Annotated in this window: 22 protein-coding genes; 16 read left to right on the top strand and 6 right to left on the bottom strand. The window is 69.6% G+C overall.

Annotated features, from left to right (window positions below; genetic code table 11):
• Positions 1-3 precede the first annotated feature (3 nt).
• Entirely contained in the window at positions 4-678 is a 675-nt protein-coding gene (locus tag ACIBK9_RS33925) for a response regulator transcription factor (RefSeq protein ID WP_357986639.1), read from the bottom strand.
• A 191-nt stretch (positions 679-869) separates the two neighbouring features.
• Here ACIBK9_RS33925 and vanY-N point away from each other — a divergent pair, with 191 nt between their 5' ends.
• Positions 870-1,442, top strand: coding sequence for a D,D-peptidase/D,D-carboxypeptidase VanY-N (vanY-N, locus tag ACIBK9_RS33920; RefSeq protein ID WP_397162672.1), 573 nt, complete (start codon positions 870-872; stop codon positions 1,440-1,442).
• Positions 1,443-1,530: 88 nt separating this feature from the next.
• On the opposite strand, the gene ACIBK9_RS33915 is transcribed toward vanY-N, so the two are convergent.
• On the bottom strand, positions 1,531-2,229 hold the full coding sequence (locus tag ACIBK9_RS33915; protein ID WP_397163080.1) for a right-handed parallel beta-helix repeat-containing protein: 699 nt from the start codon (positions 2,227-2,229) through the stop codon (positions 1,531-1,533).
• Between the two features lie 41 nt (positions 2,230-2,270).
• On the opposite strand from ACIBK9_RS33915, the gene ACIBK9_RS33910 reads away from it, so the two are divergent.
• From ACIBK9_RS33910 to ACIBK9_RS33895, 4 genes are all read left to right on the top strand, one after another.
• A complete protein-coding gene (locus tag ACIBK9_RS33910) occupies positions 2,271-2,507 on the top strand; it encodes a hypothetical protein (RefSeq protein ID WP_397162671.1) in 237 nt (78 codons plus the stop codon).
• A 562-nt stretch (positions 2,508-3,069) separates the two neighbouring features.
• Positions 3,070-3,723: a C39 family peptidase gene (locus ACIBK9_RS33905; protein ID WP_397162670.1), complete on the top strand. Its 654-nt coding sequence runs from the start codon at positions 3,070-3,072 to the stop codon at positions 3,721-3,723.
• A 16-nt stretch (positions 3,724-3,739) separates the two neighbouring features.
• Positions 3,740-4,324: a hypothetical protein gene (locus tag ACIBK9_RS33900; RefSeq protein WP_397162669.1), complete on the top strand. Its 585-nt coding sequence runs from the start codon at positions 3,740-3,742 to the stop codon at positions 4,322-4,324.
• A 475-nt stretch (positions 4,325-4,799) separates the two neighbouring features.
• A complete protein-coding gene (locus ACIBK9_RS33895) occupies positions 4,800-6,224 on the top strand; it encodes an FG-GAP and VCBS repeat-containing protein (protein ID WP_397162668.1) in 1,425 nt (474 codons plus the stop codon).
• Between the two features lie 29 nt (positions 6,225-6,253).
• Here the strand turns inward: ACIBK9_RS33895 and ACIBK9_RS33890 are convergent, their stop codons facing one another.
• Positions 6,254-6,553: a DUF4158 domain-containing protein gene (locus ACIBK9_RS33890; protein ID WP_397162667.1), complete on the bottom strand. Its 300-nt coding sequence runs from the start codon at positions 6,551-6,553 to the stop codon at positions 6,254-6,256.
• A 174-nt stretch (positions 6,554-6,727) separates the two neighbouring features.
• Between ACIBK9_RS33890 and ACIBK9_RS33885 the strand changes: the two genes are divergently transcribed.
• Positions 6,728-6,952, top strand: a complete 225-nt coding sequence (locus tag ACIBK9_RS33885; protein ID WP_397162666.1) for a Tn3 family transposase — start codon at positions 6,728-6,730, stop codon at positions 6,950-6,952.
• A 2-nt stretch (positions 6,953-6,954) separates the two neighbouring features.
• Positions 6,955-7,572, top strand: coding sequence for a sporulation protein (locus ACIBK9_RS33880; RefSeq protein ID WP_397163079.1), 618 nt, complete (start codon positions 6,955-6,957; stop codon positions 7,570-7,572).
• 204 nt (positions 7,573-7,776) lie between these two features.
• Here the strand turns inward: ACIBK9_RS33880 and ACIBK9_RS33875 are convergent, their stop codons facing one another.
• Positions 7,777-8,250, bottom strand: a complete 474-nt coding sequence (locus tag ACIBK9_RS33875; RefSeq protein ID WP_397163077.1) for a tyrosine-type recombinase/integrase — start codon at positions 8,248-8,250, stop codon at positions 7,777-7,779.
• On the opposite strand from ACIBK9_RS33875, the gene ACIBK9_RS33870 reads away from it, so the two are divergent.
• Positions 8,249-8,914 carry a hypothetical protein gene (locus tag ACIBK9_RS33870; protein ID WP_397162665.1) on the top strand — a complete coding sequence of 222 codons (666 nt, stop codon included), beginning with the start codon at positions 8,249-8,251 and terminating at the stop codon, positions 8,912-8,914. The two genes, ACIBK9_RS33875 and ACIBK9_RS33870, sit on opposite strands and share 2 nt — an antisense overlap.
• A 33-nt stretch (positions 8,915-8,947) precedes the next feature.
• On the opposite strand, the gene ACIBK9_RS33865 is transcribed toward ACIBK9_RS33870, so the two are convergent.
• On the bottom strand, positions 8,948-9,433 hold the full coding sequence (locus tag ACIBK9_RS33865; RefSeq protein ID WP_397162664.1) for a hypothetical protein: 486 nt from the start codon (positions 9,431-9,433) through the stop codon (positions 8,948-8,950).
• 90 nt (positions 9,434-9,523) lie between these two features.
• Positions 9,524-9,793: a GlsB/YeaQ/YmgE family stress response membrane protein gene (locus ACIBK9_RS33860; protein ID WP_397162663.1), complete on the bottom strand. Its 270-nt coding sequence runs from the start codon at positions 9,791-9,793 to the stop codon at positions 9,524-9,526.
• Positions 9,794-10,045: 252 nt separating this feature from the next.
• Here ACIBK9_RS33860 and ACIBK9_RS33855 point away from each other — a divergent pair, with 252 nt between their 5' ends.
• From ACIBK9_RS33855 to ACIBK9_RS33820, 8 genes are all read left to right on the top strand, one after another.
• On the top strand, positions 10,046-10,396 hold the full coding sequence (locus tag ACIBK9_RS33855) for a hypothetical protein (protein ID WP_397162662.1): 351 nt from the start codon (positions 10,046-10,048) through the stop codon (positions 10,394-10,396).
• A gap of 135 nt (positions 10,397-10,531) precedes the next feature.
• Positions 10,532-10,750: a ferredoxin gene (locus ACIBK9_RS33850; protein ID WP_397162661.1), complete on the top strand. Its 219-nt coding sequence runs from the start codon at positions 10,532-10,534 to the stop codon at positions 10,748-10,750.
• On the top strand, positions 10,747-12,150 hold the full coding sequence (locus tag ACIBK9_RS33845; RefSeq protein WP_397162660.1) for an NAD(P)/FAD-dependent oxidoreductase: 1,404 nt from the start codon (positions 10,747-10,749) through the stop codon (positions 12,148-12,150). The genes ACIBK9_RS33850 and ACIBK9_RS33845 overlap by 4 nt, the downstream gene beginning before the upstream one ends.
• Before the next feature lie 25 nt (positions 12,151-12,175).
• Complete coding sequence (locus ACIBK9_RS33840; RefSeq protein WP_397162659.1) at positions 12,176-13,438, top strand: cytochrome P450; 1,263 nt, start codon at positions 12,176-12,178, stop codon at positions 13,436-13,438.
• Between the two features lie 24 nt (positions 13,439-13,462).
• The gene (locus ACIBK9_RS33835; protein WP_397162658.1) at positions 13,463-14,158 is read left to right on the top strand and encodes an alcohol dehydrogenase catalytic domain-containing protein; all 696 of its coding nucleotides are present in this window, start codon (positions 13,463-13,465) and stop codon (positions 14,156-14,158) included.
• Positions 14,094-14,291 (top strand): hypothetical protein, encoded by a 198-nt coding sequence (locus tag ACIBK9_RS33830; RefSeq protein WP_397162657.1) that lies wholly within the window; start codon positions 14,094-14,096, stop codon positions 14,289-14,291. Before ACIBK9_RS33835 ends, ACIBK9_RS33830 begins: the two co-directional genes overlap by 65 nt.
• A 37-nt stretch (positions 14,292-14,328) precedes the next feature.
• A complete protein-coding gene (locus ACIBK9_RS33825) occupies positions 14,329-15,018 on the top strand; it encodes an alpha/beta fold hydrolase (protein WP_397162656.1) in 690 nt (229 codons plus the stop codon).
• The gene (locus tag ACIBK9_RS33820) at positions 14,979-15,161 is read left to right on the top strand and encodes an alpha/beta fold hydrolase (protein ID WP_397162655.1); all 183 of its coding nucleotides are present in this window, start codon (positions 14,979-14,981) and stop codon (positions 15,159-15,161) included. Before ACIBK9_RS33825 ends, ACIBK9_RS33820 begins: the two co-directional genes overlap by 40 nt.
• Positions 15,162-15,514: the final 353 nt, after the last annotated feature.

Here is a 15,514-nt window from a genome sequence, read left to right as displayed (position 1 = left end):
GGTTCACACCGGCCCGAACCGGTAACCGAACCCCCGCACCGTCTGCACGTAGACGGGGGAGGCCGAGTCGTCCTCGATCTTCGCGCGCAGCCGCTGCACGCACGCGTCCACCAGCCGCGAGTCGCCGAAGTACCCGTGCTCCCACACCGAGTCCAGCAGTTGCTGGCGGCTGTGCACCCGGCCCGGCGTGCCGGAGAGCTCCAGCAGCAGGCGCAGCTCGGCCGGGGTGAGCCCGACCGGGGCGCCGCGCTTGGTGACCACCAGCCCGGCCCGATCGATGGTCAGCTCACCGTGCCGCTCCAGTTCCGCCTGGTCGCGGCCGATCCGCCGGAGCACGGCGCGGATACGCGCTTCGAGCACCCTGGGCTGCACCGGTTTGACCACGTAGTCGTCGGCGCCCGCCTCCAGCCCCGCCACCACGTCGATGTCGTCGCCGCGCGCGGTCAGCATGATGATCGGCACCTCGCCGATGGCCCGGATGCGGCGGCAGACCTCGAACCCGTTCATGCCGGGCAACATCAGATCGAGCACGACGACGTCGGGACGGTCGGCGCGCAGTCGCTCCAGCCCCTCCTCGCCGGACTCCACGGCGCCCACCCGATGCCCGTGCCGGGTCAGGGCCAGCTCAAGGCCCTCCCGCACGGCCGGGTCGTCCTCGATCAACAACACTCGCGACACGCCGCCGAGTACCACAGCACGCTCCGTAACCTCGCTCGCCGGTCAACTCCGTCCACTGTCGGCCGGTGATGTCCCCGTCTTGTCAGCGCCATGTCATCGTTGTGTCACGGTGATGCCGGGGTGACGGCCGTCGACAAACGGTGACATTCGGCAGACGACCCACTCACATTCGGCGCCAATCGTAGTTCGTCATGAACGAACCACGCACCATCCCAGCTCGGCCCCGAGATCGGCTGTTCGCCGTGGTGACGCTGGTGCTCGCCGTGCTCCTGCTGCCCGCGGCGCTCGTCCGCCGCCCCGGCCGGGCCCGCGAGCTGGCCTGCCAGTGGGCGTTACGGATGCGCTTCCCCGCCGAGGACCTGGCCGGGCTCACCGACGGCGCCCTGGCGGCGTTCACCGCGGCGCGCACCGAGGCGCTCTGGCGTCACGGCCAGCTCCTCGGCCTCACCTCGGGATACCGTGATCCGCTCGTTCAGCTCCGGATGTTCGAGGAGGAGGTGCGCCGCACCGGCTCCCCGGCGCTGGCGCGCATGCTCGTGCTGCCGCCGACGGAGTCCAACCACGTCAAGGGCATCGCCCTGGACGTGCGTCCGCACGAAGGCGCGCGCTGGCTGGAGGAGCACGGCGCCCGCTACGACCTCTACCGCATGTTCGACAACGAGTGGTGGCACTTCGAGCACCACCCGGAGTACGGCGGCACGCCCCCGCGCCGACGGCCCCACCCCGGGGTCGGTCACGCGGAGGAGAACAGGCGCCGGAGCTGACCCGCGCGCGCCCGCGGACCTCGGCCGTCCCGCGCCCGGGAGACCGGGCCGGTGGTCTCACCAGCAAGCCGGTGGTCTCACCAGCAGGTCAGGTCGGGGTTGGGGGTGGGGCCACAGGGGCCCTGGTTGCCGCCTCCGTCGGCGACCGTGCCCGGGGGCGCCCAGATGAGGTGGCCGGCGGCGTGAGAGCCGCGCGGGAGCTCAGGTGGATGCCGCCCTGGACCGTGTGCCCCTGGCCGTCGACCAGGCCGCTGGGGTGCAGGCCGTTGCCGGTGAACTCGTTGTCCTCGATGGTGTTCGCGTCCTGCGGCAGGAAGGTCTCCGCGGCGCCGAGGCCCGCTGTGGCCGAATTCTTGAAGACGTTGGCCCGCACGAGGTTGCGGCGGCTGTCGTTCGACAGGCCCATGGGGAAGGCGTCGAAGACGTTACGGGTGAAGGTGCCCTGGTCGGTCGCGCTGACCGTGAGGCTTCCGCCGGTGAGCGTGCTGCTGCGGATCGCCGAGCCGGTGCCGCGCACCATGACGGTCTGCCTGGTCACCGTGCACCGCTCGATCGTGATCAGCCCGTCGACCAGCCGCAGACCGGACAGCAGGCAGGCGTCCTGACGCGTGCCGGTGAAGGTGATCGTGCCGGGCCAGGCGTCGATGGGCGCCGCGAGGAGCCGCACGTCCGTGGCGGTGACGTCGGTGCGCGGCAGGCCGGAGGAGGACGAGAGGTAGATTCCGTACTTGAAGCCACTGATCGTGCCGTTGCGGACGGTGAAGCCGACCCGGCTGACGGCCGCCAGCCCCTTGCCCGTGCCCGAGCCGGTGCGGCTTCGGGTTCGGCATGGTGCTGCTGTTCGCCGGCGCGGCGAACTCCACCATGGCCGGCTATCGGCAGCTACAGACCCCTGACCATCTCATGGCTCGCGTGGCCACATTGTGGTCGTCCGCCACGACGGTCACCCAGCCCCTGTTCATCCTCCTCGGTGGCCTCGTAGCGACCTGGACCGACACGCGCACGTCGCTCTTCACGGCTGCGGGCGTGATGTGCGCCGCCTCGATACTGCTGCCTCGCCGGTGAAGTGGGAAGCCATCTTCAGCCGGCCAAGGGACCGTTCGTTGGACAGTACGCCCGCGATCAGGAGGCAACCCACCAAGTCAGTTGCTTGATTAACTGTTGTCATCCAAGAACTGAATCCGATGCTCTCTCCTGGCCCAAGCTGCTGCGCCAGTGGCCGGATAAGGCCACGAGGGTGGTGACGATTACGGCGGTCCACTCGGAGGCTGATGGGACCGGAGTGGCAGAGCCGAAGCGATCTCCCCCATGCGACCAGGCCGAGGCTTGGGTGCTTTCGACCCGGACCTCGCGGTTTGGCGCCGAGGATACAAGTCCGTGCGGGGCGCTGCTGGTCGTGGCTGAGCGGAAGGCCAAGACGTACCGGACAGCCGCAACTGAAAACGTGAGCCCCACTCTGTGTGTTTCGGTCCAACCTGACAAATCGTGATCATTGCGAGCGCAGTTGCGCTCTCTTAACGTCAGCGCGTGGGCCCTTCCGGGCCGGCCAGGAGGCGCAAGACGGTGACGACGTAACCCCCGCGTAGCGAAGGGATGGCATCGCATGTCACAACCAGACGAGAGCGTAATGATCAAGAGCCTCGGCTCCACATACTGGAGCTGGCGTCAATACCAGGAAAAGACATACTGGTGTTGGAACGCGACAACGATCAGCATCGCGAACTTCTACGCCAACGCGCGAGCATGGACCCAGTGCGGGTTCGCCACCGCGGTCCTCAACAGGAAAGACTCCCGGCTCGCCGCCCAGCAGCCGTTCCAGTGCTGCCCGGACGGCGCGTTACGCGGGGACTGCAACCAGGGCTGGTGGCCCGATGCCGGGCCGCTGCAGCAAGCCGGGGTTTACGTCCCGGCCCCCGACGATGCCAGGAATTACCTCGACTGGGTCGAGGCGCCCGGGTGGGTGCAGATCAGAAGGTTCCCGGCGTTGACGAAGAACGAGGTCAAGGCAGAGATAGACGCCGGACGCCCGATCATGATGAACATCGGCTGGGGTGGCGGCCTCTCCGGCCACATCGTCAACATCTGGGGGTACAGCTACCGCCCGGAGACCGGTGAACTGGTGCACGTCTGGGTGCATGACCCGTGGCAGGGTACGCACGGGACATACGCGGGCCAGGAGAACGATCCCATCATGTGGGTCGCGTGGGAGACGCTCTTCGGCGGCTATCCGGGCGGCCCGAACGGCACCTGGAACAGGACCTTCAAGACTCGGCGAAACTAGCCTCAGGGAGCATGCGATGCCGTTGAACATGCCTGAACCGCCGGGACGGATCCGGGAGGAAACTCGCTCCCATCTCGGCCTGATCGCCAGAGCCGGCGGAGAGGGCCCGAAACTGCTGGGCGAGATCTCCCCGGATGACGTGGAGGTGTCCACCCCCCACCGGGTGTTCGCCCTGCTCGTCAAAGACATCGAGGCCGGCGGCCGCCTGGAGGTGGCGCAGCCGGTGGGCTGGCGATTCCTGCTGGAGTCCGGCGGCAAGGTGCTCGCCGGCGCCGAAGTCGCCGAAACGCCGGACCGCACCTTCCCGCCAACGTTCTACAGAAGCTCATCCGTCGGAGCCACCGCGACCGCGGTCAAAGCCGCACGAGCCCTGCCGCAGCTCGAAATGGCAGGGTTCGATCTCCGGCTCCTGCAAATCCCCGAGCTCTACCAGACCGCCCTGTGGTTGCACTCACCCAATACCGACCTGCTCATACCGCTGGCGCCCTCCCCGATCGGGCACGAAGGCCAGGTCACACCACCCCCGGTGTTCTTCCGGGAACTCGCCGTCCGTGCCCAGGAGTACAGAGCCCACCAGCCCCGCGACCGGGAGCCGACCTGACGCCATCCGCTCGCCCTCCCCGGAGGTGATCGCAAAGAACCGCCGGTCGGCGTGAGCTGCTCGGGAAGCGGGGGCTACTTCATCGCCCCCGCTTCCAAGGCCGTGGTGCCCGCCACCGTCCGGCCGGGGCTCGACCCGGCCGGCCGAACCGGGCCCTTGGCCTGAGGATCTCGGCCCCGGCCGTTACGTAAGGCTGGGCGAGGAGACGTTCGCCCGCATCACCGCCGAACACGACCCCGCAGCCCGCCAACGCAAGCGCTCAGGCCAGGCAGCTACGCCACGCGGTGTGTTTCTGGCGTCCTCCGGCCGAACCCGCTGTGCAGCAGGTGGTATGTCTGCGTCCCGGCCCGGTAGATCAGCCCCACGTGCTCAAGGTCGTCCATCTGCCGGTCGCGGACGAAATGTGAGGGCGTCCACGCCCAGACAACCATCCGGATCCAACCAGTCCGCAAGTCACGGCCTCGATCATGCTGGCATGCACGTGAACAAGATCGCCTGGTCGGTGGCGCTGCTCGCACTGACCACGACGCTCACCTCCGTCACCACCCCGGCCCCCGCCTCGGCCGCTCCGATCGCCTACAACAGCGACTTCAACGGCGACGGCTACAACGACCTGGCCGTCGGCATGCCCTCCTACCCGGCCGCCTCAGGCACCAGCAACACGGGCCAGATCACCGTCCTGTACGGCGGCCCGGACGGCTTCACCGGACGCTCCCACCTGCGGCCCGAGCCCGGCTGCATGCTCTACTCGATCAACACCCCCTGTTCCGGATGGGGCACGAGCATGGCCGCGGCCGACACCGACGGCAACGGCAAGACCGACCTGATCTCCAGCGGCTACCGATCGCGCCAGATCCACTCCTGGACCAGCGGCAACGACACCACCCGCCAGATCGAGACCGGCGCCAGCGACATGGAGTCGCTGGTCTTCGGCCTGGCCGACCAGGGCGACCCGCGTCCCGACATCGTGGGGGTGTATCGGTCGGGCTACGGGCAGGCGCTGGGCGGCTGGTACAACGGCGGCGCCTTCGAGAGCAACCGATTCAGCCCCACGCGGCGCCTGACCTCCTGGTCCACGGTGATCGGCGACATCCACCGCGACGGGCGGCTGGAGGCCATGTGGGTGGGCACGGATCTCGCCATCGGTGGCGGCGAGTACTTGTGGTACAGCGGTGACCTGCGCAACCCGTCTCCCGACCCGCACATGATGGGCAGCCCGCAGGCGTGCGAGGCCGCCCCGGGAACCACCAAGCTGGCCTGCCCGAAGGCCGACTCCAAGCTGGTGCTCGGCGACGTGAACGGCGACGGCTACCACGACCTGGTCATGGTCACTCCCAGCACCGGCACCATCAATGTCTGGTACGGCGACAAGTACGGCGGCGGCATGTACGGGGTCGGTTTCACCGCTCGCGGCCTGAGCTGGCTGACCTCGTTCTCGCCGAGCCATTACAGCCGCTCCCCGAGCCTGGCCACCGGCGACTTCAATGGCGACGGCACGGCCGACATCGCCATCGGCCTGCCCACCGCCCAGGTGTCCGGCGCGGACCGGGCGGGCGCGGTCGCCCTCATCCCCGGCTCACCCACCGGGCCGGTCGTTTCGGGCACGCAGATCATCACCCAGGACGGCGTCGCACCCCCTGGCGCCGAGCCCACCGCCGACCCGGTCAGCGAGCAGTCGGTCGCCGGCGACGCCTTCGGCGCGTCGGTCTCGATCATCGACGTCACCGGGGACGGCAAGGGCGAGCTCGTGGCGGGCGCGCCGGGCAAGAACACCGGCCGCGGCATGCTGGCTGTCCTGCCCGGCACCGCCAGCGGCATCCCCGCCAGCGGCCAGGTCGTCCACGCAGCCTCGGTCGGGCTCACCGAGGCCGGCCGGTTCGGTTACACCCTGCTGCACTGACCCAGCCGACACGGCCGCCTGCGGCCCGGTCAACGCGCCGCGAGACCGCAGGCGGCCAAATGCGCCGGATCCAGGCCGAGCTGCTCGGCGACGAACGCCACCGTCTCCGGCGGAACGGCCAGCGGATCGCCGGTCAGGAACACCCCCAGCATGCGCACCGAGCCCCACCGCGGCCCAGCCGAGCTTCGCGGCCGGACGCCGTTTGGACGCCAGCACATCCCATCACTGCGATCCAGCCGGAAGAACTGCTCCAGCTCTGCGGCGGAGGGCTCCTCAGGGAAGCAGCCATAGCGGGCGATTTGTTCGTCGGAGAGAAATTCGAACGGCATGGCCCAGGAACGTAAGCCCCGCGACCTGTCAAAACGGTGCCTGTCATCGAACCGGTACGAAGATCAACTCTGTACCGCTAATTTCTGCACTCAGCCTCCAACTAGTCGCTATTGCAGCTGGTGGAATCTCCGATCACCTGACACGTCGCCTGCCGCCCGACTGGGAATGCCGTGGTGTTGTGGAATTCGAAGTATCTGTCGGCGATCGTGGACCAGTTGCGTGCCCAGGGCGTGCACGAGGACGTGGCCCGGCTCAGCCCGCTGGGCCACGCCCACCTCAAGTGCCTGGGCCGCCACGCGATCGCTTCCTCGGCCCCGGACAAGGGCCTGCGACCGCTCGGAGTGGCGGCGCTGCCCCAGGACGCTTCTTCTGCCGTCGTGGACGAGGACGGCGTGTAACCCTGCAGTCCTTCCTGGACCTCGGCTTCCACTTCAAGCCCGCCGACCTGGAAGGCGGCCACCTGTACGGGGTGCACCAGAAACTGCCGTTCTACCAGGAGATCGAGTTCTACCCGCCCGCCCAGCAGCGCGGACTCGTCGGGGAGGTCGAACTGACCTTCGTTGCCGGCCCGGCCGGGCTGGAGGTCATCCTGGAGGCTGACAAGCGCGCCGGCCGCTGCTCCGGCGACGCCATCGGCCGCTTCTCCATCAGCCACGACGACGCGATGCGCACCGACTGGCCCAGCGAGATCGACCGCTGGCTGTCCGGCCTGACCGCCTACGGGCATGGCGGCTACGGGCATGGCGGTGGCTTCGGCGGCCACCACGACGGCCACCACGACCCCCATCATGGCGACCCCTACGGCCACGCCCCGCTGCACGGCCACCACGACCCGCACTACGGGCATCAGGACCCGCACCACGGTCACCACGCTCACCAGGAGCACCGCAGCGGCCCCGGCTGGGGAGCCGTGGCCGCGGCCGGTGCTGCCGGTGTGGTCGGTGGCCTGGTCGCCGGCGAGATCGTCGAAGAGATCTTCGAGGACGACGATGAAGGCGGCGAAGAGAGCGACTGGTAGCACGCCGGTGCCCGCCATCCGCCGATGGCGGGCACCCGCCTGAGCGGCCCGCTGACCAGGCCGCAGCGTCTCGGTCAGCGGGCCGTCCAGTGATCGTCGGCGATATCGCCTCTTCCAGGTGAGAAGGGTCTTTGGAGCAATCCGAAGGCCCTTTACTCATGGCCGCAAGTCGATACTGATCGGGGAGCCATCTCACTCGGACTCTCAACCCGTGGGCTTCTCGCCGAAGATCGAGTTAATGGCCGGGGGCCCCTTGGTGATCACCGGACTGATTTGGTGCCGGTAGACCGCTTCTGTGACGCTGGTGCCCGCGTGTCCGACGAGAGCAGCGATGGACTCGATGGGTACGCCCTGCTCGCTCATGATGGAAACGAACGAGTGACGCAGTTCTCGCGGGCTCCATGCGGGTCCGATCTCCGCCGCCTTGGTGATCTTGCGGAATGCCCGCCGCGCGTTCGATGCGTCCAGTCGGGTGCCGACGCTCGTGCGGAACACCAAATTGTGATCTTGCCATGCCTCGCCCGCCTTTAGCCTCTGAGCGGCTTGGCGGGGGTGGTGCTCCTGCCCTCCGCAAGGCCGCTGCCCAGCCGTCCTTGAAGCCCTCCGCGAACTCACGACAGCGGGCGCTTGAGCGCGGCCCTCCGGGCCGGCCGCCCAATCTGGTAGAAAGCCGCCCATGACCACCATCCCGCGGCCCCGCTTCATCTCCCTGCTGAGCGCCCTGGCCGTCGGTGCGATATTCGGCGCCGCCACCTCGCTGGCCAACGCCGCGGCCACTACGACCGTGGATGTGGAAAGCACCGAGGCCACCACCCGAGGGTGGTCGATCACAGAGATCGTCAGCATCCTGCTGGACGCCGGCTGGGCGTGGGCCGGACTGGGGGTGCTGGCGGGATGGTGGGCCACCCGTGGCCTAGGAGGTGTCCTCACGGGCCGCCGGCTGGCGCTGGGCGCCGTCGTCGGCGTGGTGGCCTTGGTCGCCGCCACCGCTGCCTACTACATCGCCGACACGATCGTCCACGACGTCTCATCCGGCTCCTACGTCGATGACACGGTCTACTGGTGGGTGGCGAGCGCCTTGTTCGGTCCGGTACTCGGTGCCATCGGAGCCTGCGCTGGGCATCCGGGACTGATCGGTGTGCTCGCCCGGCTGACCGTGCCGGTGGGCGCGGCCGTCCAGATGGCCGTGCTGCCACCGGGCAGGAACGACGTGCTCAGGAACATCGGGCAGTGGGTCGTGTGGACGGCGGCCGCCGTGACTGTGGGCCTCGTGTTTGCCTGCTTCCTGCGCGTACGGTGGCGAGCCTCAAGAGCCGAGGCGGCGCGAAACGATCTCAGGTGAGGCGGAAGCGATCTTCAGTTGGCCCGTATCGGTCTAGCTCACGGGTACCCGTGAACACCCCCAGCAGGCGGCGATCCGTTCGATGGTGAACACGTCGGCCGGTGTCTTGCCCATCATGAACCGCTTGCCGGAGCGCACCAGTTCTCGGTGCGGCACCCGATCCCACAGCAGGTGCTCCAGGCCGGACAGGTCGCGCCCGAGCGCCGCCATCGCTTGTTCGGCCAGGCCGGTGCCGAACTCCACCCGCAGCCGGCGAACGTGCAGTGCAGGGTGGGCGTTCATCAGTGCCCGCAGCAACGTCGAGCCGGACCGTACCGGAGACAGGAGGAACACCGGCGCCTTCAGCAGACGATCGGCTTGCGGATCGGCGGGGGCCGGAACGGCATTGCGGTGGACCTGCCAGCAGGTTCCACCGTATGCCCGGCTTTCCCTGCGCGCTCGATGCGAAGTCCTGCGTACCTGGCCGGCGCGCCGTCGATTTTGCGCTTCCACATCATGGCCGGCGAGGCCAGCCATCATTGCTGGGAACTGACTGGGAAGCGGCAACGGCCACGGGCGCCTGCCCATGGCCGTTGTACCGTTGTACCGTCGTGATCCGCTCGCGGCCGGCTACTCGCGGCGCCGGCCGTACATGCCCGCTGTCAGCGACACCCCCAGAGCCGCCAGCGCGACCTGAATGCCGAGCTCGATCCAGTCGATTCCGCGCGTATCAGCCACGCCGAGTGCCGCCGCGAGAGCCGTACCGATCAAGGCCGCTACCACGCCGATCACCAGCGTCAGCCAGATCGGGATGCGCTGCCGCCCAGGAATGACCAGCCGCCCCAGAGCGCCGATCACCAGGCCGATGATGATGCCGGAAATGATCCCGGTGACTTCCACGCCACACACCTTCCTGCCACGGCGATCCCTTGCGCTGACTCAACGAACCGGTGCACGCGCCTGGTTCCCGCCGCCGCGTTGCCGCGGCGGCGCAAGGAGCCGCAGGTGCACGCGCCTCCCGCCGCGGCGACTGGGCAGAAGCGAACCCTTCCCCCTCCACGAAGGAAACCCGCCCCAGAGCCGAGACTAGCGCTGTAAGCCCATGACCATGATGTGTAACGGCAAGGCGGGCGGTGGAGAGCAGCGATCATCTTGGGTCACATCCGCCACCAGGCGCAACGGCCGCATCCCCGGGTCGATGAACGCGACATCGGCGGGTGTCAGGAGCACCGGATCAGATCGCCGCGGCCTGGCGAGGTAGACGCGGACCTGTTCGTACGCCTGCGCGGCGACCTGCGCCGGCAGGCCACCGCGGATTCGGCCGAGACCGGCATCATCGCCTGGGCGGCGGCCCATGTCAGGCTGGACGGCGCCGCACGGCTCCTCCCGGCCGGGATCGACGGGGAAACGGTGGAACTCCACCGGCCCGCGACATGCGACATCCGGCCCGGCGCCCTGCGACTCTTGCTGCCGCGCCGACGACCCGGCCTGCCCCCGGCGTGAGCATCTTTTCCCTGGCAGTGGTTGTGCGGTGGTTGTGGTGATGAAAACCGGCGGCGGAGAATCGTCTTGTGGCCTGCTGGTCAGACGCCTGACCGCTCCGGCGGCCGGGCAGGCGAGGACGGAGGGGGTCTGTCCATGCGCATCGTCGTGGACCTGAACCGGTGCCAGGGATACGCGCAGTGTGTGTATCTGGCCCACGAGGTCTTCAAGCTGAACGGTACGGAGGCGCTCACCTACGAGCCGAACCCCGACGACGCGCGGCGCCTGCAGGTCGAGCGAGCCGCCGCGGCCTGCCCGGTGCGGGCGATCATGATCGACCGCCTGGACGGCGCGGAGCGGGGTGCGCGATCATGACCCTGTCGGCGACGCTCGCCGAGTTGGTGCGCGACTTCAGGGCCAACGGCCGGATCGTCATCGTCGGCGCCTCCCTGGCGGGGCTACGGGCCGCCGAAGCCTTGCGCGAGGAGGGCTTCAACGGATCCTTGACCATCATCGGGGACGAGCCGTACGAGCCCTACGACCGTCCTCCCCTGTCCAAGCAGGTGCTCAAGGGCTGGGTGCCGGCCGATCACACCCTGCTGCCCCGCTTCCGGGACGTCGACGCACAGTGGCGGCTCGGCGTCGCCGCCACCGGGCTGGACCGGGGCACCAAACAGATACGCCTGGCCGACGGCGAGACGGTCCCGTACGACCGGTTGCTGATCGCCACGGGGACGCGCGCGCGGCAGTGGCCCAACCCGGCCGAGGCCGCCCTTGAGGGCGTGTTCTCGCTGCGCTCGCGCGACGACGCCGCGGGCATGCAGCAGGCGCTGGCCGCGCGGCCGTCGCGGGTGCTGGTCGTCGGCGGCGGGTTCATCGGCTCGGAGGTGGCCTCCGTCTGCCGGGAGCTCGACATCCCCGTGACCCTCACTGAGCGGGGCTCGGCCCCCCTGGTCGGGGCGCTGGGCGGGGTGATCGGCGAGATCGCCGCGCAGATGCAGCGCGACCACGGCGTTGACCTGCGCTGTGGGGTGAGCGTGTCGTCGCTGGAGGGCGACGCGGGCGGACACGTGCGGCGCGCCCAGCTCTCGGACGGGACCACCGTCGAGGCCGACGTGGTGCTCGCCGCCCTGGGGTCGATCCGTAACGTGGAATGGCTGCAGGGCTCCGGGCTGGCGGCCGGCTTCTGGGGGGTCGGCTGCGACGCCGGGGGCCGGGCCTTCGACATCAACGGCGTGGTGACCGACAGCGTCTACGTGGCGGGGGACGTGGCGCGCGCGCCACATGTGCTGTACGAGTACCAGTTCCTCGCGATGGAGCACTGGGACAACGCCGTCCTCGGCGCCGAGGTGGCGGCTCACAACATGGTCAACCTCGAACCGCACTACCGCCCGCATCTGTTGCTGCCGGGCTTCTGGTCCGGCCAGTTCGGCGTCAACATCAAGTCCGTCGGCGTGCCGTCGTTCGGTGACGAGATCGTCTTCACGCAGGGCTCCGTCAAGGACCGCTCCTTCGCCGCCGCCTACGGCCGCCGGGGCCGCGTCGTCGCCGCCGTCACCTTCGACCACGGCAAGTGGCTGGAGTACTACGCGCGGCTGATCGAGGAGTCGGCTGCCTTCCCGCCCCCGCCGCCGGGCTGGGACCGGCCGGACGTCATGAAACCGGTCCCCGCGGAGTTCCCGGCGCCGGGTGTCCCGACGGCGATCCCCGACGTCGTCCTCACCGGCCACGACCCGAACGAGCGCAGGGCCGAGTTCCGGCCCCGAGGCCACTGAGAGCGGCAGGAAGGAGCGGAAGATCATGCCCGAGGAGACGCCCTGGCAGCAGGCGCTGCGCTACGCCAACCGCGCCAAGCCGTACCCCTTCTACGCCGAGCTCCGCAAGACCCCGGTGGCGCGGCAGCCGGACGGCACCTACGTCGTCAGCACCTACCGGGAGATCGTCCAGCTGCTCCACGATCCTCGCGTCAGCTCCGATGTCCGGAGGCTGCCGGCCCGCGCCCCGGCCGCGGCCGAGCCGGGGGCCGAGCCGATCACCGAGGCTGTCATCGAGCTGGAGCCGAACATCATCACCTGCGACCCGCCCGAACATGACCGCGACCGCCGCATGATGACGCGGCACTTCTTCGGCCCGGCCCACGCTCCGCACCAGATCTCCGACCTGGAGCCCGACATCCGCCGCATCGTCACCGGCCTGCTGGACGGCATGCGGGGCAAGACCCGGATCGACGTCGTGGACGAGTTCGCCTACCCGCTGCCGGTGACCCTCATCTGCAAGGTCCTGGGTGTGCCGCTGGAGGACGAACCCCGCTTCCACGCCTGGATCGAGACCGCCCTGGACGCCCTCGACTTCGGCCCGGAGGCGGCCTCCGAGGAGATGCGGAACCGGCTGGCGGGCGCGCGCCGCAGCGTGGAGGAGCTCGCGCAGTTCATGTCCGGGCTGCTCGAGCAGTACGCCGAGCGGCCCGGCCCCGGCATGCTCTCGGCGATGGTCCACGACGGCGGCCCGGACGGGCACATGTCCGAGGGCGTGCTCGCCAGCAACGCCGTGCTCCTTCTCTTCGCCGGGCACGAGACGACCGTCAATCTGATCGCCCACAGCGTGCTCACCCTGCTGCGGCACCCCGAGGCGCTGGAGGAGTTGCGCCGCCGCCCCGATCTGATCGTGCCCGCGGTGGAGGAGCTGCTGCGGTTCGAGTCGTCGGTCCAGTTCTGGCACACCCGCTCCGCCGTCGAGGACATCGATATCGCCGGCACCACCATCCCGGCGGGCGCGCCGATCTTCCTGGTGTACGGCTCGGCGAACCGCGATCCGGAGCGGTTCACCGACCCCGACCAGCTCAACCTGCACCGCCCCGACAACCAGCATCTGGGCTTCAGCCAGGGCATCCACTTCTGCTTCGGCGCTCCGCTCGCCCGGCTGGAGGTCCAGGTGGCGGTCGGCGAGTTCGTCCGCCGTGTGGAGAACCCACGGCTCGTCGCCGACCCGCCGCCGTACCGCCACAACCAGATCTTCCGTGGCCCGCGCCACGTCCTGGTCGACATCGACGGGATCCGCGACTGACCACGTATGCGCACAAGGATTGCTATGCGGGCTTTTCAACTCGTCGAATGGCAAGAACCTCCCGAGCTGCGCGAGGTGCCGGTGCCCGAGCCCGGCCCGGGGCAGGTCCTGGTGAAGATCGGGAGCGCCGGGGCCTGCCACTCCGATCTGCACATCATGCAGGCACCCGCGCCACCGGTCGCCACCAGGCTGCCCTTCACGCTCGGCCATGAGAATGCCGGCTGGGTGGAGACGCCGGGACCAGGCGTCACCGGGTTCGCGCCCGGAGACCCTGTGATCGTCTACGGCCCCTGGGGCTGCGGCCTGTGCCCCAACTGCCGGGAGGGCAGGGAGAACTACTGCGAGAAGACCGCCGGCATGGGCGGGGGCCTGGGCGGTCACGACGGCGGGATGGCGGAGTACCTGCTGGTCCCGGCATCACGATTCCTGATCCCGCTCGAAACCCTCGATCCCCGCGAGGCCGCGCCGCTCAGCGACGCCGGGCTGACCAGCTACCACGCCGTCAAGCGGTCGCTGCACCTGCTGGGGCCGGGCTCGACCGCGGTCGTGATCGGGGCGGGCGCCCTGGGCCAGATGGCCATCCAGATTCTGCGAGCGCTCAGCGCGGCGACCACCGTCATCGCCGTGGACACCGCCGCCGACAAGCTGGAGCTCCTTGCGGACCAGGCTGGAGACCGGGTTCGCGGGCCGGCTGCTGGAGCTGGCGCCGCACATCCGTAGGACGTTGCTGGTGGCCGCGCTCGACGGCGACCGGTTGCAGCACCGGGCCGAGCTGTCGCCGTACGAGCTGCTGGAGGCCGAGCGAGCGGGTCTGGTCACGCCCGCGCCCCGGCGGCCGATGCTCGTGCCGTGACAACGCCTCACCGGCACGAACCCGAGGAGAGACCGTCATGACCATCCGCTCCCAGCGCCGCGGCCTGAGCCTGCTGCTCGCCGCGCTCACCCTGACGCTCGGCCTGACCGGAACCGTCGCACCCGCCTCGGCGGAGCAATCGGCGACGGCAGCCACCGAGGGTACGCGGGCCAAACCCACTGTGGTGCTGGTGCACGGGGTGTTCGCCGATTCCTCCGGCTGGAACGCCACCATCGCCGCCCTGCAGAAGGCGGGTTTCCCGGTGATCGCCGCCGCCAACCCGCTACGCGACCTGGCAGGCGACGCGGCCTACGTTTCCAGCATCATCGACACCATCCCCGGCCCGGTCATCATGGTCGGCCACTCCTACGGCGGCGCGGCCATCACCAACGCCGCCCGCGGCCACGACAACGTCAAGGCCCTGGTCTACGTCGCCGCCTTCGCGCCCGACGAGGGTGAGACTGCGCTGGAGCTGGCCGGGAAGTTCCCCGGCAGCAAGCTGCCCCCCCGCGCTCGTGGCGCGCCCCTACCCGGGCGGGACGGACGGCTACATCGATCCCGCCAAGTTCCGGGAGGTGTTCGCCGCCGATCTACCCGCCTCGCAGACCCGGCTGATGGCCGCCACCCAGCGTCCCGGCAGCGTGGGCGGACTGTCCGGGGCACAGCGGCATCCCAGCCTGGAAGAGCGTGCCGTCCTGGTTCGTCATCCCCACTCAGGACAACGTGATTCCGCCGGCCGTGCAGCGCTTCATGGCCAAGCGGGCAGGCGGCAAGGTCAAAGAGGTCTCCGGCGCCTCGCACGTGGTGATGATGTCCCGCCCCGACACGGTCGTCCGGCAGATCCTCTCCGCCTACGACGCCACCCGCTGACGTTGCGCTCGAAGGCCCAGCCCTGCGCCGGGCTGGGCCTTCCCGATCGGCTACCGTCCCTGTCGGCAGCTTCTGGCTCGTCCGTCTTCCTCGGTCTGCGGGGCGCCGGCGTTTCACAAGCGAGGACCTGATGAACACCACTCCCGGCTGGACACGACCAGGGCGAACAGCGAGCTGTCCACGGCCGGGTGCATCGATTCCCAGACGGTCAAGGCGGCCGAGACCGTCGGCGCGACAGCCTGCGGGTACGGCGCAGGCAAGAAGATCAAGGGGGCGGAAGCGGTATATCGCGGTCGACACGCTCGGGCTGCTGTTGTGCGCGGCGAGCGTGCTGCCGGAGAAGGGGTTTGGCC

The organism is Nonomuraea sp. NPDC050227 (assembly GCF_044459705.1).
In the GTDB taxonomy this organism is placed as follows: domain Bacteria; phylum Actinomycetota; class Actinomycetes; order Streptosporangiales; family Streptosporangiaceae; genus Nonomuraea.
This window is presented reverse-complemented; position numbering and strand designations above follow the sequence as displayed.

What these genes read in the sequence shown, in the direction of transcription:
- vanY-N (WP_397162672.1), top strand. Translation starts at nt 870, where the DNA reads ATGAACGAACCACGCACCATCCCAGCTCGGCCCCGAGATCGGCTGTTC.
- ACIBK9_RS33910 (WP_397162671.1), top strand. Translation starts at nt 2,271, where the DNA reads ATGGTGCTGCTGTTCGCCGGCGCGGCGAACTCCACCATGGCCGGCTAT.
- ACIBK9_RS33905 (WP_397162670.1), top strand. Translation starts at nt 3,070, where the DNA reads ATGATCAAGAGCCTCGGCTCCACATACTGGAGCTGGCGTCAATACCAG.
- ACIBK9_RS33900 (WP_397162669.1), top strand. Translation starts at nt 3,740, where the DNA reads ATGCCGTTGAACATGCCTGAACCGCCGGGACGGATCCGGGAGGAAACT.
- ACIBK9_RS33895 (WP_397162668.1), top strand. Translation starts at nt 4,800, where the DNA reads ATGCACGTGAACAAGATCGCCTGGTCGGTGGCGCTGCTCGCACTGACC.
- ACIBK9_RS33890 (WP_397162667.1), bottom strand. Translation starts at nt 6,553, where the DNA reads ATGCCGTTCGAATTTCTCTCCGACGAACAAATCGCCCGCTATGGCTGC.
- ACIBK9_RS33870 (WP_397162665.1), top strand. Translation starts at nt 8,249, where the DNA reads ATGACCACCATCCCGCGGCCCCGCTTCATCTCCCTGCTGAGCGCCCTG.
- ACIBK9_RS33875 (WP_397163077.1), bottom strand. Translation starts at nt 8,250, where the DNA reads ATGGGCGGCTTTCTACCAGATTGGGCGGCCGGCCCGGAGGGCCGCGCT.
- ACIBK9_RS33865 (WP_397162664.1), bottom strand. Translation starts at nt 9,433, where the DNA reads ATGATGGCTGGCCTCGCCGGCCATGATGTGGAAGCGCAAAATCGACGG.
- ACIBK9_RS33850 (WP_397162661.1), top strand. Translation starts at nt 10,532, where the DNA reads ATGCGCATCGTCGTGGACCTGAACCGGTGCCAGGGATACGCGCAGTGT.
- ACIBK9_RS33845 (WP_397162660.1), top strand. Translation starts at nt 10,747, where the DNA reads ATGACCCTGTCGGCGACGCTCGCCGAGTTGGTGCGCGACTTCAGGGCC.
- ACIBK9_RS33840 (WP_397162659.1), top strand. Translation starts at nt 12,176, where the DNA reads ATGCCCGAGGAGACGCCCTGGCAGCAGGCGCTGCGCTACGCCAACCGC.
- ACIBK9_RS33835 (WP_397162658.1), top strand. Translation starts at nt 13,463, where the DNA reads ATGCGGGCTTTTCAACTCGTCGAATGGCAAGAACCTCCCGAGCTGCGC.
- ACIBK9_RS33825 (WP_397162656.1), top strand. Translation starts at nt 14,329, where the DNA reads ATGACCATCCGCTCCCAGCGCCGCGGCCTGAGCCTGCTGCTCGCCGCG.